This is a genomic window from Amycolatopsis kentuckyensis (genome assembly GCF_002155975.1).
Lineage (GTDB): Bacteria > Actinomycetota > Actinomycetes > Mycobacteriales > Pseudonocardiaceae > Amycolatopsis > Amycolatopsis kentuckyensis.
The window spans coordinates 16,177-31,607 of sequence record NZ_MUMI01000204.1 but is presented as its reverse complement, the minus strand read 5'-3'; the positions used below and the strand labels follow the sequence as shown (position 1 = coordinate 31,607).

At 71.0% G+C, this 15,431-nt stretch carries 13 protein-coding genes; 7 read left to right on the top strand and 6 right to left on the bottom strand.

The genetic code is table 11. The annotated features are described in order from the left end of the window. Window positions 1-651, top strand: a 651-nt coding sequence (locus tag CCN39_RS20525; RefSeq protein WP_086844320.1) for a D-Ala-D-Ala carboxypeptidase family metallohydrolase, incomplete at its 5' end; no start/stop codon positions are given. A 49-nt stretch (window positions 652-700) separates the two neighbouring features. Here CCN39_RS20525 and CCN39_RS20520 read toward each other — a convergent pair. The 3 genes from CCN39_RS20520 to CCN39_RS20510 all read right to left on the bottom strand — a co-directional run bounded on the left by CCN39_RS20520 (window position 701) and on the right by CCN39_RS20510 (window position 5,639). After that, window positions 701-1,657, bottom strand: a complete 957-nt coding sequence (locus tag CCN39_RS20520; RefSeq protein ID WP_086844318.1) for a helix-turn-helix domain-containing protein — start codon at window positions 1,655-1,657, stop codon at window positions 701-703. A gap of 201 nt (window positions 1,658-1,858) precedes the next feature. Then, the gene (locus tag CCN39_RS20515) at window positions 1,859-4,873 is read right to left on the bottom strand and encodes an MGH1-like glycoside hydrolase domain-containing protein (protein ID WP_244210885.1); all 3,015 of its coding nucleotides are present in this window, start codon (window positions 4,871-4,873) and stop codon (window positions 1,859-1,861) included. Between the two features lie 256 nt (window positions 4,874-5,129). Further along, the gene (locus CCN39_RS20510) at window positions 5,130-5,639 is read right to left on the bottom strand and encodes a hypothetical protein (RefSeq protein WP_086844316.1); all 510 of its coding nucleotides are present in this window, start codon (window positions 5,637-5,639) and stop codon (window positions 5,130-5,132) included. 391 nt (window positions 5,640-6,030) lie between these two features. Here CCN39_RS20510 and CCN39_RS20505 point away from each other — a divergent pair, with 391 nt between their 5' ends. Continuing rightward, entirely contained in the window at window positions 6,031-6,822 is a 792-nt protein-coding gene (locus tag CCN39_RS20505; protein WP_244210883.1) for a substrate-binding domain-containing protein, read from the top strand. Here CCN39_RS20505 and CCN39_RS20500 read toward each other — a convergent pair. Continuing rightward, the gene (locus CCN39_RS20500) at window positions 6,785-7,192 is read right to left on the bottom strand and encodes a (R)-mandelonitrile lyase (protein ID WP_086844314.1); all 408 of its coding nucleotides are present in this window, start codon (window positions 7,190-7,192) and stop codon (window positions 6,785-6,787) included. The two genes, CCN39_RS20505 and CCN39_RS20500, sit on opposite strands and share 38 nt — an antisense overlap. A gap of 16 nt (window positions 7,193-7,208) precedes the next feature. Continuing rightward, entirely contained in the window at window positions 7,209-7,538 is a 330-nt protein-coding gene (locus tag CCN39_RS20495) for a carboxymuconolactone decarboxylase family protein (protein WP_086844312.1), read from the bottom strand. A 180-nt stretch (window positions 7,539-7,718) separates the two neighbouring features. Between CCN39_RS20495 and CCN39_RS20490 the strand changes: the two genes are divergently transcribed. Next, the gene (locus tag CCN39_RS20490; protein WP_086844310.1) at window positions 7,719-8,639 is read left to right on the top strand and encodes a helix-turn-helix transcriptional regulator; all 921 of its coding nucleotides are present in this window, start codon (window positions 7,719-7,721) and stop codon (window positions 8,637-8,639) included. Here the strand turns inward: CCN39_RS20490 and CCN39_RS20485 are convergent. Continuing rightward, window positions 8,592-9,620, bottom strand: coding sequence for a LacI family DNA-binding transcriptional regulator (locus CCN39_RS20485; protein WP_244210881.1), 1,029 nt, complete (start codon window positions 9,618-9,620; stop codon window positions 8,592-8,594). The genes CCN39_RS20490 and CCN39_RS20485 overlap by 48 nt on opposite strands. A 169-nt stretch (window positions 9,621-9,789) precedes the next feature. Between CCN39_RS20485 and CCN39_RS20480 the strand changes: the two genes are divergently transcribed. From CCN39_RS20480 to CCN39_RS20465, 4 genes are read left to right on the top strand one after another with little or no spacing between them, the layout of a single operon-like run. Beyond that, a complete protein-coding gene (locus CCN39_RS20480; protein ID WP_086844306.1) occupies window positions 9,790-10,734 on the top strand; it encodes a carbohydrate ABC transporter permease in 945 nt (314 codons plus the stop codon). Continuing rightward, window positions 10,731-11,552, top strand: a complete 822-nt coding sequence (locus CCN39_RS20475) for a carbohydrate ABC transporter permease (protein ID WP_086844304.1) — start codon at window positions 10,731-10,733, stop codon at window positions 11,550-11,552. Before CCN39_RS20480 ends, CCN39_RS20475 begins: the two co-directional genes overlap by 4 nt. Further along, window positions 11,549-14,173 carry an alpha-L-rhamnosidase gene (locus CCN39_RS20470; RefSeq protein ID WP_086844303.1) on the top strand — a complete coding sequence of 875 codons (2,625 nt, stop codon included), beginning with the start codon at window positions 11,549-11,551 and terminating at the stop codon, window positions 14,171-14,173. Before CCN39_RS20475 ends, CCN39_RS20470 begins: the two co-directional genes overlap by 4 nt. Next, window positions 14,170-15,426, top strand: coding sequence for an ABC transporter substrate-binding protein (locus CCN39_RS20465; protein WP_086844301.1), 1,257 nt, complete (start codon window positions 14,170-14,172; stop codon window positions 15,424-15,426). Before CCN39_RS20470 ends, CCN39_RS20465 begins: the two co-directional genes overlap by 4 nt. Window positions 15,427-15,431 lie beyond the last annotated feature (5 nt).

The following is a 15,431-nucleotide window of genomic DNA, read 5'->3' as shown; positions in this document are numbered from 1 at the left end:
ACCGCCCAGGCCTACCCGTGGTCCCGCACGCTGAAGGAGGGCAGCACGGGCGCCGACGTCACCGAGCTCCAGATCCGGGTCGCCGGCTGGGCGGCCGACCACGCCGCCCAGAGCCGCGTCTCGATCGACGGTGAGTTCGGTCCCGGCACCGCGGCCGCGGTCCGCAGGTTCCAAGCGGCCTACGGCCTCGGAGCGGACGCCCAGGTCGGTCCGGCCACCCAGGCCGCGCTCACCGCGCTGGAGCAGAGCGACGGGTCGACCGTGCACTTCAACTTCAGCGAGTTCACCGACCGCGACAGCGGCACCTTCAACGGCGGCAAGGTCAGCGCGGCCACCGCCAAGGAGAACGCCCGGCGCTGCATGTACAAGCTGGAGGCGCTGCGCAAGAAGCTCGGGAACAAGCCGATCACGGTGAACTCCGGGTTCCGCAGCATCGCGCACAACGCGGAGATCGGCGGCGCGAGCGACAGCATGCACCTGTACGGCACCGCGGCCGACCTGAACGTGCCGGGCGTGGCCAACAAGACCGTGTACCAGAAGGCCGAGACGTGCGGGTTCTCCGGACTGGAGACCTACAACACCGACCACCAGCACGTGGACAGCCGCGCCGACCTCGGCCGGTCGTGGTGGTGGGAGAACGGCACGGTCTGAGGCGGCCGGGGCGCCGGGGAACCTGGGGATTCCCGGCGCCCGGCCGGGCTCAGTGCGACGGCGGGCTCGTCAGCGCCGCCGAGCAGGCCGGCCAGTCGTGGAAGTCGTGGCGCACGCTCCACAGGCGGTGCGCCGCGTCGATGTTCCACACGGGGTCGAACGCCTGCCGCGGCGAGCCGCCCAGCTCCAGCAGGCGGGCGTCGGAGATCTGGAAGACGCCCCAGTTGCGGCTGCCGTTCGTGTTCGGCAGCACCCAGAGCGGATCGAGGAACGAGGCGCAGCGCGCGATGGCGACCGCGGTGTCCGGCGCTTCGGTGAACACGGCCCGGACCCGCTGCTCCACCATGGCCGCCGGCCAGGTCGCCATGCTGGTCCGGCGGTCGTACAGCGCGGTCTTGGTGGCCTCGTCGACCACCCCGCGGGCGGGCAGGCCCGCCAGCACCTGGAACGCGGTGACCCGGCGCAGCGTCTCCGGCCCGAACGAGCCGTCGACCGAGAGCCGCCCGTGCGCCGCGACCAGCAGGTTCTGCACCTCGGTGACGCACTCGTCGTGCTGCCCCATGCTGACCGGCGGCTGGCACCCCGGCGCGAACAGCATCCGGTCGGCGTACCGGCCGGTCGCCGGTGCGGACGCGTCGGCGGTGAGCCAGACCAGACCGGCCGCCAGCAGCACCACGACCGCGATGGCCGTGGCGGCGTAGGCGCGCCACCGGCGTGGCGTCGCGGCGTCCTCACCGGCCTCGGCCTGCTCGGCTTCGTCGACGCGGCCGGCGTCGGCCAGAGCCCACAGCTGGTGCAGTTCCCGCAGCTCCGCGGGGGAGGCGCCGCAGACCTTGCCGAAGGAGTGGACCACGCGGTAGTCGGCGGGGACGCTCTTGCCGGAGCAGTACCGGTGCAGGCTGGAGCCACTGGCCCCGGCCTGCTTGCCCAGCCGTTCATAGCCCTGCCCGCTGCGGTCTTTCAGCATGCGCAGGTAGGCGGCGAACTTGTCCGTGTGCAGTGTCACTGTGACTCGAACACCTCGCTCGGGCAGCGGATGACGGGACGGAAGTTAACACCGTCCCGCCGCACTCCGGGCAGAAACTGACGGATTACGCCACCCGGGGGAGCACCGCCCGGGCCGGACGGCCGCGTCACGGCCCGGCCGGTGTTCTTTCGCAGCGGTTGTCACGACCAGAGCCGCAAGCGTCGCCCGGAGCCGGCCGCCCTAAGTGACGTCGGCCGCGGTCAGGGCCCGGTTCCACACCACGACGTCGTCCACGCTGCCCGGCCAGAAATCACTGTGCGCGCCGCCGGACACCGCGCGGCCGATGGCGAACGGACCCGGTGCGGCGTCCCCGGTGGGCTGGTTCCAGGTCTTGGCCTGCGCGACGCCGTCGACGTAGAGGACGTAGGTGCCGGCGTCGGCGTCGTGCACGCCGGTCAGGCGGTACCAGCGCCCGGGTTGCGGCGCGAAGTCCGACAGGGCCCGGCCCGAGCTGGTCGAGAACGCCAGCCGGTCGTCGGCGGCGGAGTACTGCAGGTAGAACCCGCTGCTCGGGTCGCCGTCCTGGCTGACCGCCGTCGCCCACGAACCCGTGCGGTCCAGCCGGACCCACGCGCTGACCGAGTAGTTCCCGGTCGTGTCCACGACCGGCCCGTTCGTCTGCGCGTACTGGCTCGAGCCGTCGAGCCGCAGCGCGGTGCCGGTCACGCCGGGAACCCAGGCGGGGGAACCGGTCAGGGTTGCGTCGCGGGCACCCGCGCGGTCGTGGGCGACGGCGCCGCTGCCTTCGTCGAGGTTCCAGGCGCCGACCGGGTCGTGCTGCCCGGCCGGGTGGGCGACCTGGAGGCTCTGCCGCTGATGCGTGGTTTCCGGCCGGCCGCCGGGGCCGCGGTAGGACGCGGTCACGTTCAGCGCCGCGGCGCTGCCTGGCTCGGCGCCCGCCGGTGCCGTCAGGGTGTAGTTCCACGTCCGGGACTGTCCGGGCGGGATCGCGGTGGCGGAAGGCCGCCCGGCCGGCGTGGCCGACCAGCCGTCCGGCAGGGCGAGGCTCACCCGCGGCGAGACGAGCGGACTCCGCGTCGTGTTGCGCACCGTGACGTCGATCGGGACGCTCCGGCTGATCGTGACGACGCCGTTGGCGTTGGCGGGCCCGACGCCGATCCTGGCGTCCGGGCTCGACGGCGTCCAGGACTGCAGTTCGGTGACGCCGACGAACGCACCCGGCGGGTTGGTGAACACGAGCCGGACCTTGCTGGTGGTCACGACGGGGAAGGTGATGCGGTTGACGCCGTTGCCCGCCGGCTTCGCCTGTTCGCGGATCTGGCCGGGAACCTCTTGCCAGGCCGAGCCGGTCCAGTACTGCAGGCTGTAGGCCGCGGCCGGCTTGACCCCGCCGCCGTCGTCGTAGCCGTGCCAGCGGATGTCGCCGACCGGCGTCGGGGCGCCGAAGTCGACACCGTAGAAGTCGTTGGCGTTCGGCGAGGCGTAGTTGGTCCACCGGGTGTTCTGGGGCACCTCGTTGTACCAGACCTTGCCGTCGAGGGCGTTCCACGCGTTGTCGTAGGGCGACGTGTATGAGGTGATCGGCCGGGGAAAGCCGGTGCGCAGCGGGTTGGCGGCGTCGTTCACGAGGTCGTCGGCCCCGGGCAGGCGCGGGCGGCCGACGTCGATCGTGGTGTTCCGCAAGGTCGCCGACTGCCGGACGAGCTGTCCGTCGACGTAGAGCCGCATCCCGGCGCCCTGTCCGTAGTGCCGGCCGTCGCGGTCCCACAGCACCGTTACGTCGTGCCCGTGGTAGGGCACGTTCTCGGCGGCGAAGTGGTCCCATGTGGACGGTGTCAGCGGCCGGACGTCCAGTGTGTCCCCGGTCTGCGGGCGCAGTCCGATCAGGCCGGACAGGACGAGGTCGGTGTAGGTCGAGTGGTTGTAGTCCTCGCTGTGGCCGCGGCCGTCGTAGATCCACGCGTCGCGATCCGGGTCGTGGGCCTCGGCGACGTAGGGCTTGCCGTCCTTGGTCTGGGTCCGGGCGTAGGTGGCCAGTGCCGCGGCGTAGTCCTCTTTGGACATCGTGGCCTGCGCGGGGTAGTCGTCGAGCAGGTTGGCGAGGCCGGTGAGGGTCTGCGAGGTGGCGAAGGGCCAGCTGGGGCCGTCCCAGCGGCAGCAGTCGCCGGCGTCCTTCATGAAGAAGGGGCTGCGCCGCTCGGCCGTGGTCGGGCCGTAGGCGCTCGCGAACCCGGCGGGGTCGCGCAGCTGGGACCAGGCCGCGGAGTTCCCGGTGCCGGCGGCGCCGAACATCCACGGGACGAACCCGATCTGCTCGCGGCTGCCGGACAACCGGTGGTCCGGGTTGCCGTCGCGGGCCATCGCGTAGTAGAAGCCGCGTTGCGGGTCCCACAGCCACTTCTGCAGCGCGGCCTTGAGCCCGGCGGCGCGCTGGGCGTATTCGGCGGCGAGCCGGTGGTCGCCGACCGAGTCCGCGATGCGGCTGATCGCGACGGCGTCGCCGTACTGGTAGGAGTTGAGCGTCGGGCGGTACCCGGCGCCGCCGTGGTACGGGTTGGGCGCCTCGTAGGAGGAAGCGGAGTACTCCATGGCGTCCCAGACCGGCACTGACCAGTACAGGCCCAGCTCGGCGTTGAACTGCTTGTCCCAGCCACGATACTGGCGCACGAGGGCGGGAAGCAGTTCGCGCAGGGCCGCGAAGTCGCCGGTCACCTGGGCTTGACCGTAGGCCGAAGTGGCCAGCCACGCGCTGTACTCGTGCGCCCAGTCGGTGGTGTCGGCGTTGACGTCGTCGACGGCCGGCTTGGGCCCGGCGCCGGGGCCGGTGAGCCAGAACCGCAGGTAGTCCTGGGCGTAACCGGGGTCTCGCAGCCAGCGTCCTTCGGTCAGCTGGTGGCCCGCGGCCGCGTTGATCGCCTGGTAGGGCGCGGCGTAGCCGCAGCAGTCGAGGAATTCCGTCGAGATCCAGCCGTCGGTGGGGTTGGTGTAGCGCAGGTGCTCCTTCCACACGCGCCACCGGTAGTAGTAGACGCTCTGCATCGTGGCGTCGGGCAGGTCCACGAACGGGATGTTCGCTTCGTACCAGCCGGGATCGGCGTAACCGGCCAGGGCGGCGGTGTGGTCGAGGAAATGCGTCGCCGTCGCCGGGCGAGCGGCGTCCCCGGGCGCCGCACCCGCGACGCCGGAGAGTGCGATCTGGGCGGAGAGGCAAGCCGTGGCCAGCCAGACGATCACGCCAAGTCCACGCCGGTTACGTCTCCGCGCCAGCTGCCTGCGCATCGCGCCTCCTGAGAGCTTTACAACGTTGTAAAACACAGACTCGACCACTATCGCTCAAGAAAGCCCTAAAGGGAACACCTCACGGCGTTGCACACGGGTCCGGCAAGTCGCCGCTGTGCCGTGGTCGGACGTTGCGAGTGGCTCCGGGAGTGAGCGGGCTGTCGAGTTCGTGAGCCCGGTGACCCGCAACAGCTGGCCGGTGTTGTGGGGTTCAGTCGTCGAAGCCTTGGTGGTCCAGCCGGGAGACGGTGCAGCCGGACAGCCGGTCGCTCGCGTCCCGCGCGTGGGCTGCGCACAGCCTCGCGGTCACGCCGTCCTGGTCGGTCGCCACCGCGGCAACCGGCTCCGCGCAGGGTGTGTGCAGCCGGTCGTAGTCCCACGCGCCGGCGCAGCCAGGTTCGGTGCACCAGGCGCGTCCTCCGTTCGAGTGCAGCGTGACACCGTGGGCCGGGCAGACGCCCCACGGGACGTCGCACAGACCGGGGTCACGGGCCACCCGGACCCGGGCCAGGTCTTCGGCCGTGCGGGAAATTTCGTCGGTGTAGTCGCTCAGGTCGTGGGTCGCCTTCGCGATGGGCCGGGCGAGGCGCTGCAGGTGGCCGTCGGGCGCGGTCTGCAGCCGGGCGGCCACCTCCGCGGTCCGCGCCGCGAGCGCTTCGGCGTCGGCGGCCAGCGCCCGCAGCTCGGCCGGCAGGGGCTCGGGCGTGGTCGGCTCAGGCATGCTCGTCCTCGGTCGATTCGGGGGCTCAATGAGCGCGGACTGCGCAAGTACCCCGAACCCAGCACCCCAAACCATCGCGCGCGGGTGTGGTCACCGACGTGCATCCGCGCGCGGGACGGTCAGTGTCGGGCACGAGTCGCTCCGGCTCGCTGTTCAATCGGATGAGCGCCCCCGGCCCTCGATCAGCTCGCTCTCGGAGGCACCGTCCTGGCCACGGTGACGAGGCTGTCGCCGGAAACACGATGCCCAGGTCGAAGGCGCGCAGGTCGGTGATCGTCACGATCCGGTCGGTGCCGCCGCGCAGCTCGATCGACACGTCGATGCCGTGCGGCGCGAGGGCCCGGACCCGGTCGGCGAGTGCTCAGCCGATGAGCGTGGCGAGTGTTTTCGCATGTACCTGCTGATGGCCAACGACACCGGGTCCGAGCAGCGTGAACGCAGCTACCTGCAGCTGTTCGCCAAACAGCTGGTGAGCGGGGTGATCATCGCTCCGGTCGGCAACGTGGAGCCGGAGCTGGCCCGGATGCGCTCGTTCGGCATCGCGAGCGTGCTCAGCGCCCGCCACGCCGAGTCGCCCGAGCAGGCGTCCGTCTCGATCGACCACGTCGCGGGCGGCCGGCTGGCGGCGGCCCACCTGATCGAGCTGGGCCGCCGGCGGATCGGGTTCGTCTCCTCGTCGCTGGAGCTGAAGCAGGTGGCCGACCGGCTCGACGGTGCGCTGTCGGCCGTGCGTTCGGCACCCGGCGTCACCCTGGAAGTCATTCCGGTGCCCGAGCGCTCGGTCGAGGCCGGCATCGCCTGCGCGGACGCGATCGCGAGCAGGCCGCCCGCGGCCCGCCCCGACGCGTTGTTCTGCGCGAACGACCTGCTGGCCATCGGGGTCGTCCAGGCCTTCGTGGCGTCGAAGGTCGTCAGCGTGCCGGCCGACATCGCCGTGGTCGGCTACGACGACATCGAGTTCGCCCGGTCGACGATCGTGCCGCTCACCAGCATCCGGACGCCGCACGCCGAGCTGGGGACCGCGGCGGCCGACCTGCTCTTCGCGGAAATCGACGCGCTCGGCTCGGCCGGCCGTCACGGCGGCCCCGACCTGCCGCGGCCGCAGATCGAGTTCTCTCCCGAGCTGGTCGTGCGGGCCTCCACCGTTACTGCCGGTGGGCGTCCTGGTACTGCTGGTCGGTGACGGGTTCGAGCCAGGTGGTGCCGTCGCCGCCGGGTTCGGGGCCCTCCAGCATGGCGATGTGGCTCATGCAGGTGGTGCTGGTGCCGCCGTGCCAGTGCTCCTCGCCGGGCGGTGTCCAGACGGTGTCGCCGGCCCGCATGCGGATGACCTGGCCGTCCCGGTTGACGACGAGACCGACGCCGTCGGTGACGTGCAGGGTCTGCCCGACGGCGTGGGAGTGCCAGTGGGTGCGGGCGCCGGGGGTGAACCGGACCAGGGAGGCGACCAGGCGGGACGGGGGCTCGGGCGTTTTGATCATGGTCAGGTAGACGTCGCCGGTGAAGCGCTCGGCCGGGGTCTTGACGGTGTCGTTGACGGGGATGAAGTCCACGGTGTTCTCCTGGGGGTCAGCTGCGGAAGACTTGCTTGGCGACGGCCATGGCGGCCATCGCTCGCGGCCAGCCGGCGTAGAAGGCCAGGTGGGTGATCGCCTCGATCAGCTCGGCCTCGGTGTTGCCGTTTTCCTCGGCCAGGCCGAGGTGGAAGACCAGCTGCTCGGTGTTTCCGTTCGTGGCCAGCGCGGCCACCGTGACGAGGCTGCGTTCCTTCGGCGTCAGATCGGTGCGCTTCCACACCTCGCCGAAGAGGACGTCGTCGGTGAAGTGCACCAGTGCGGGCGCGAAGTCGCCGAACATCTGTTCCGCGCCGGACGGCTCGGGCCGGGTGTCGTCGGTCATCGTGTTCCCTTTCGTTGATCTTGTTTCGAGTGGTGAGCACGCAGGCCCGCGACCGCGGTGGTCTTCCCGGAGGTGGTCACGCTTCGAGGGAACGCCTGTTCGCGGACGCGCGGGAGGTCGCGTCTTTCCGGGTTACGACAGAACCCCCCTCACGGGTTCGGCCCGTCGTACGGTGGAAGTGTGAGCGCCAAGAGCACCGAGGTCCGCGACTTCCTGGTCACCCGCCGGGCCAAGATCAGCCCCGAGCAGGCCGGGTTGCGGCACTACGGCGGCAACCGCCGCGTTCCGGGCCTGCGCCGCGAAGAGGTCGCCATGCTCGCCGGGGTCTCCGCCGACTACTACACCCGCGTCGAGAAAGGCAACCTCGCCGGCGTCTCCGACAGCGTCCTCGATGCCATCGCCGAAGCACTGCAGCTCGACGAAGCCGAGCGCGTCTACCTGTTCGACCTCGCCCGCGCCGCCAACGCGGCCGGGCGCCCCCGCTCGGCTTCCGGGCAGCGGCGCCGGTCTCCGCAGCGGGTCCGGCCGGTCGTGCAGCAGATCCTCGACAGCATGACGACGACGGCCGCGTTCGTCCGCAATGGACGGTTGGACATCCTCGCCACCAACCCGCTCGGCCGCGCGCTGTACTCGCCGGTGTTCGACAGCCCGACGCGCACCAGCGAGGTCTCCCTGCCCAACCTCGCCCGCTTCGGGTTCCTCGACCCCGCGGCCCGCGACTACTTCCCGGACTACGGCAAGTCCTGCCACACCTCGGTCGCCATCCTGCGCACCGAAGCCGGCCGCGACCCCCACAACCGCGACCTTTCCGACCTCATCGGCGAGCTGTCCACCCGCAGTGAGGACTTCCGCACCCGCTGGGCCGCCCACGACGTCCGCCTGCACCGGACCGGCACCAAGGAGTTCCGCCATCCGGTCGTCGGCGAACTCGTCCTCGACTTCGAAGCGATGGAACTGTCCGCCGACACCGGGCTCACGCTCACCGCCTACGCCGCCCGGCCCGACTCGCCCTCGGCGGAACGGCTCCGGCTGCTGGCGAGCTGGGCCGCGCCGTCAGCGTGGGGGAGCGGTGGTGCGCCGGGGGACCAGTTTCGGCGATAGCTTGATCTGCGTCGCCGGGCGGTTCCGGTCGGCGATGCGTTCCAGGAGGAGCCGGGCGGCGTCGGTGCCGATGTGGTGACCGGCCTGGTCGACGCTGGTGAGGGAGATCGGGCCCAGCGCCGCGACGGTGGTGTTGTCGTAGCCGGCGAGGGAGATGTCCTCCGGCACGGACAACCCCGCCTCGGACAGCGCGGTGAGCACGCCCATGGCGACGATGTCGGCGCCGGCGAAGATCGCCGTCGGGCGCTCGGGACGGGCGAGGATCTGCTGGGCGCCGAGGTAGCCGCCCTCCTGGGTGTAGCTGGTCGAGACGATGTCGGCGGCCAAGCCCCTGGCGTGCATGGCTCTCCGGTAGCCCTCGGCGCGGACGGCGTTGGGCATCTCGGCGAGGCGGGCGCGGTCGGTCTCGTGGTGTTCGATGTGGACGATGTGGCGGTGGCCGAGGTCGGCGAGGTGGTCGACGACGAGCGCGGCGCCGACGGTGTCGTCGTCGGTCACCGTGTCGTAGTGGGCCGACCGGGTGTGGCGGCCCACCACGACGGTGGGGACGGTCTGGGCGAGACGTTCGAGGCGGGCCTTCGACATGACCGGGGCGATGAGGACGAGCCCGTCCATGCCGCGGTCGACCATCGCGTCGGTGAGCTGGGTTTCGTCGGTTTCGTTGTCGCAGCTGGGGCCGAGCAGGACGTGGTAGTCGGTGTCGCGGAGCGTGTCGGTGAGGCCGTCGAGGATTTCGGGGAAGAACGGGTTGCGGATGTCGGGCAGCATCACGCCGATGGTGTAGGTCTGGCCGCGCAGGCCGCGGGCGGCCGCGTACGGCCGGTAGCCGAGCTCCTCGATCGCCCGCTGGACCTTCGTGCGCATGGCCGGGCTCGCACCGTAGGCGTTGCGCAGCACCTTCGACACCGCCGTCGTCGAGACTCCTGCGTGACGGGCGACGTCGACGATCGTCACGCGTCGCGGGGGATCGGCACGGTCCATATGGGAAACGTTACCTGTCGCACGCAAGGTAGGCACCAGGCATCTTGACGTGCCTTCCGGCGACTCTTAAAGTCGTCCGCACCCTCAGTGGGCAACGTTACCCAAAGATCTTTGACCAGGGCCGATGCTTCGGCCGCAATGTTGAAACGTTCAAATGAGGTGGGCGCCAATGACTGTCGCCATCAAGGACCGACGCGCGGCCGCCGTCGCGTCGCCGCCGGACCGCCGGCGCGGCCGCGGCAGCGGGCGGGCGACCCCGCCGTGGTGGTTCACCGTGCCCGCGTTGCTGCTGTTCGCCTTTGTGGTGCTCGTGCCCAGCGCCCGGGGCATCTACTACGCGTTCACCGACTGGGACGGCCTGTCACCGGCCTTCTCCTGGATCGGCTTCGGCAACTTCGCCGAGATGCCGGCCGATCCCGCGGCCACGCAGGCGCTCTGGCACACGCTGGTGATCGCCGTGGCGATCACGGTGATCCAGAACGGCGTCGGCCTGCTGCTGGCTCTCGGCGTGAACAGCATGATCAAGTCCCGCAACGTGCTGCGGGTCCTCCTGTTCGCCCCGGCCGTGGTCACGCCGATCGTGTCCGCCTACCTGTGGCGCAACCTGCTCGGCCCGGACGGCGCCGTCAACAGCCTGCTGGGCGCCGTGGGCCTGGATTCCTGGCGGCAGGACTGGCTGGGCGACCCGGACCTCGCGCTGTGGTCGGTCGTGGGGGTGATCGTGTGGCAGTTCGCCGGGTATTCGATGGTGATCTTCCTGGCCGGGCTGCAGTCGGTGCCGCGCGAAATCCACGAGGCGGCCGCCATCGACGGCGCCGGCGCGATCCGGCGCTTCTGGTCGGTGACGCGGCCGCTGCTCGCCCCGGCGTTCACGATCAACCTGATGCTGTCGATCATCGGCGGGATCAAGCTGTTCGACCAGGTGTACGCGCTGACCGGCGGCGGCCCGGGCCACGCGACCGACACGCTCTCGACGTTGATCTACAAAGACGCCTTCACCCTGGGGGAGTTCGGCTACAGCATCGCGCTGGCGGTGGTGCTGACCCTCGTCGTGTCGGTGGCGTCCACCGGGCAGTACTTCGGGCTGTCGCGAGCCGAGAAGGCGGTGTCGTGAACCGCTACCGAGGCCGCACGCTGACGCTGGAACTGGTGATGATCGCCGTCGGGCTGGTCTTCGCGTTCCCGGTCTACGTGCTGGTGAACCTGGCCATCCGCCGGCCGTCGGACACCTCGTCCCCGATCGCGCCGACCACCTCGCCCACCTTTGACAACTTCACGCAGGCGTGGGACCAAGGAGCACTGGGCGGGGCACTGGCCAACAGCGTGCTCGTCACCGCCGGCTCCGTGGTCGTCATTCTCGCCGTCTCCGCGCTCGCGGCCTACCCGCTGGCCCGGGTCGCCGCCCGCTGGTCGCGCTGGACGTTCCTGCTGATCCTGCTGGGCCTGGTGCTCCCGTTCCAGCTGGCCGCTTTGCCGCTGTACCAGACGATGCGCGACCTCGGCCTGCTCGGGACGCCGTGGGCGCTGATCCTGTTCTATTCCGGGCTGCAGGTGCCGTTCACGACGTTCCTGTACGTCGGGTTCCTGCGCGCGGTGCCGCGCGAGTTCGAGGACGCGGCGCTGATCGACGGGTGCACGACGCTGCAGGGCTTCCGGTACGTCGTGCTGCCGATGCTCAAGCCGGTGACGGTGACCGCGCTGGTGCTCAACGCGGTGGCCGTGTGGAACGACTTCTTCACCCCGCTGCTGTACCTCAGCGGCGGCGCGCAGCAGACGCTGCCGGTCGCCATTGCCGGGTTCGTCGGCCAGTACGTGTCCGACTGGAACCTGATCTTCGCCGCGCTGGTGATCAGCATCGTCCCCATCCTCGTCGTCTACTTCGCGCTGCAACGCAGCATCATCAACGGTTTCGCCGGAGGGCTCGAAGGATGACGGACACGCTGACGCCGTACGCACTCCAGACCGAGCAGCGCCACGAGCCCCTCGGGCTCGGCGAGCCGCGCCCGCGGCTGTCGTGGCGGCTGGCGAGCGACCGCCACGGCGCCGCGCAGAGCGCCTACCGGATCACCGCCGCCGAACGCGCGGCCGACCTCGACGACCCCTCGCGGCTGCTGTGGGACAGCGGCCGCCGGGCATCCCGGGACGGTGTGCTCGTGCCGTGGGACGGACCGGTCCTGCGCTCGGCCACCCGCTACCACTGGCGCGTCGAACTCTGGGACGAGACCGGCGCCGCGGCGGGCGCGGGCGAGAGCTGGTTCGAGACCGGCCTGCTGCACCGCGACGACTGGACCGCGGGGTGGATCGGCCGCGATCCCCACGCCCAGCCGGTCTTCGACCCGCCGACGGATCACGATCAGCCGCTCGGCGAGCCTCCGTTGCACCTGCGGCGGGAGTTCGCGCTGACGCGGGAACCGGTGCGGGCCCGCCTGTACGCCACCGCGCACGGCGTCTACGAGGCGTCGCTGAACGGGGAGCGCGTGGGCGACGTCGAGCTGGCACCGGGGTGGACGGAGTATCACCACCGGCTGCAGTACCAGACCTACGACGTCACCTCGTTGCTGCGGGCCGGCGAGAACGCGCTCGGCGCGGTGGTCGCCGACGGCTGGTGGTCCGGGTTCGTCGGGTTCGACGAGCGCCGCCCCGCCCGCCACTACGGCGAGCACCCCGGCTTCTTCGCGCAGCTCGTCGTCGACTTCGCCGACGGTTCGCGCCAGGTGGTGGCCACGGACGCCGCCTGGACCGAGCGGCCCGGCGCTGTGCGCTTCGCCGACCTGCTGCTGGGGGAGTACGTCGACGCCTCCGCCGTTCCCGGGGCGTGGAAGCCGGTGGCTGTGCTCGGGACCGAGCCGGGCCCGCTGGTGGCCGAACCCGACCAGCCGATCCGCGTCACGCGGGAAGTCGCGCCGATCTCCGTCGTCGAGCGGGAAGCCGGCCGGTTCATCGTCGACTTCGGACAGAACCTCGTCGGCCGGGTGCGGTTGACCGTCCGCGACGCGCCGGCCGGGCAGCGGATCGTCCTGCGGCACGCCGAGATCCTCGACGACGGCGAGCTGTACGTGGCGAACCTGCGGCGCGCCACCGCCACGGACGGCTACGTCTCCGGCGGCGAGCCGGTCGAGGTGTTCGAACCGCGGTTCACCGTGCACGGCTTCCGGTACCTGGAAGTCACCGGGTACGCCCTCTCGGCGGACGACGTGGTGGCCCGGGTGCTGCACAACGACACGCCGTGGACGGGGGCGTTCGAGTGCTCCGACCCGATGGTGAACCAGCTGCAAGCCAACATCGTCTGGGGGCAGCGGGGCAACTTCGTCGCGGTGCCCACCGACTGCCCCCAGCGGGACGAACGCCTCGGCTGGCTCGGCGACGCGCAGATCTTCGCGCCGACCGCCAGCCGCAACGCCGACGTTTCGGCGTTCTTGGCGCGCTGGCTGGCCGACGTCGTCGACGGCCAGGACGCCGACGGCGCGTTCGGCGACGTCGCCCCGCGCATCGCGATGCTCCGCGAGGCCGCACCGGCCTGGGGCGACGCCGGCGTGATCATCCCGTGGCACCTGTGGCGCACCTACGGCGACCGCCGCGTGCTGGAGCGGTGTTTCGACGCGATGGTCGCCTGGGTCGCGCACATCCGCCGCCACAACCCCGATCTGCGCTGGCGACACCGCACCGGCAACTCCTACGGCGACTGGCTGCAGATCGACGTCACGACGCCGCGGGACGTGCTCTCGACGGCGTACTTCGCCCGCAGCGCGCAGATCGTGGCCGATGCCGCCGAGGTACTGGGGCGAACCGACGTCGCGGCCGAACACCGCGCCCTGCACGCGGAGATCCGCGCCGCGTTCATCGAGTCCTACGTGGCTGAAGACGGCGCCGTCGCGGGTGGTACCCAGACGGCGTACCTGCTGGCACTGGCGTTCGGGCTCGTCCCGGACGAACTCGTGCCTGCCGCCGTCGACCACCTCGCGGCGGATGTCGAGAAGCGCGGCAACCGGCTCACGACCGGGTTCGTCGGCGTCGCCCTGCTCTGCCCGGTGCTGTCCGACCACGGCCGCGACGACCTCGCGTACGCGTTGTTGCAGCAGGAGGAGTTCCCGTCGTGGGGCTACTCGATCCGGCACGGCGCCACCACGATCTGGGAGCGCTGGGACGGCTGGACCGAGCACGGCGGCTTCCAGTCCGCCGCGATGAACTCCTTCAACCACTACAGCCTCGGCAGCGTCGGCGACTGGCTCTACGGCCGGGTCGCCGGCATCGACCAGACCCCGGACTCCGTCGCCTACTCCGAGCTGTTGCTGCGTCCCCGGCCCGGCGGCAGGCTGACCTGGGCCCGGGCCGAGCAGGAGACCGCGCGGGGCCGCGTCGCCTGCGGCTGGGCCCACGACGGCGATCGGATCACCGTCACCGCCGACGTCCCGCCGGGGACCGCCGCGGTACTGGAAGTCCCCACGACCGACCCGGCGAGCATCACCGGCCCGGGGGAGCGGACCGGCACCACCCTCCGGCTGACCTCCGGCCACCACGTCGTCACCGCCACCTTCTCGAAGGAGCTGTCATGAAGATCCGCCACGTCCTGCTGGCCGTGACGACCGGCGCCGCGCTGGTCGCCTGCAGCGGAGGCACCAACGCCGCCGGTCCCGGCACCGGCAACCAGACGCTCTCGCTCGCCTCGGTCGACCAAGGTTCCGTCGAAGACGTCGTGAAGGCTTTCGAAGCCGCCAACCCCGGGGTGAAGGTGAACTTCACGACCAGCGGCGCCGACCAGTTCCAGCAGCAGATCCGCACCCAGCTCGCGTCCGGCACCGCTCCCGACGTCATGTCGGTGTGGCCGGGCAACGGCAACCCCGGCACGGTCACCGTCCTGGCCAAGGGGGGCTACCTGAAAGACCTGTCGGACCAGCCCTGGGCCACGAAGTTCCCGAAGGTCGTCAGTGATGTCGCCCAGTTCGAGGGCAAGACGTACAACGCGATCTACGGGATCAACGGCATCGGCGCGATCTACAACCAGGAGGCCATGACGAAGGCGGCCCTCACGGCGCCGACGACGTGGACCGAGCTGCTCGCGTTCTGCCGCACCGCCAAGGAGAAGGGCACGCCCGCGTTCGCGCTGGGCATCCAGGACAACTGGGTCACGCAGGTCGCCCTGTACCCGCTGGCCGCGACGCTGGTGTACGGCCCGGACCGGGACTTCGAGAAGAAGATGCAGGCCGGCCAGACGACCTTCGCGAGTTCACCGTGGGCGGCCGCCTTCACCAAGTACGGCGAGCTGGACCAGGCGGGCTGCTTCCAGGGAAACCCGCTCGGTACGAGCTACGAGGCCAGCCAGAAGCTGGCCGCGACCGGCAAGACGCTCGGCATCATCCAGGGCAACTGGGTGATCTCGCTGCTGAAGAAGCAGAACCCGAGCGGCACCTTCACCCTGAAGCAGGTGCCGGCCACCGACGATCCCGCGCAGACCATCGTCCCCGCGGCCGCCGGTGCGGGTTACGGCGTCAACGCCAAGGCGAAGAACCCCGAGCTGGCGATGAAGTTCATCAGCTTCGTGATGTCCCCGCAGGGCATGAACCTGTTCGCCGGCAAGCAGGGCGGCCTCCCGGCCCTGGCCGACACCGGCTACCACCTCGACCCGTCGCTGAAGGAACTGTCCGGGTACATCAACCAGAACAAGACGGTGCCGTTCATGGACCAGCTGTGGCCCAACCCGAAGGTCCAGCAGACGATGCTCACCGGCATCCAGGAGGTCTTCAGCAAGCAGTCCACCCCGGACAAGGTCCTGGCGGCGATGGACGCCGACTACAAGTCCGGCACCTGATCTCC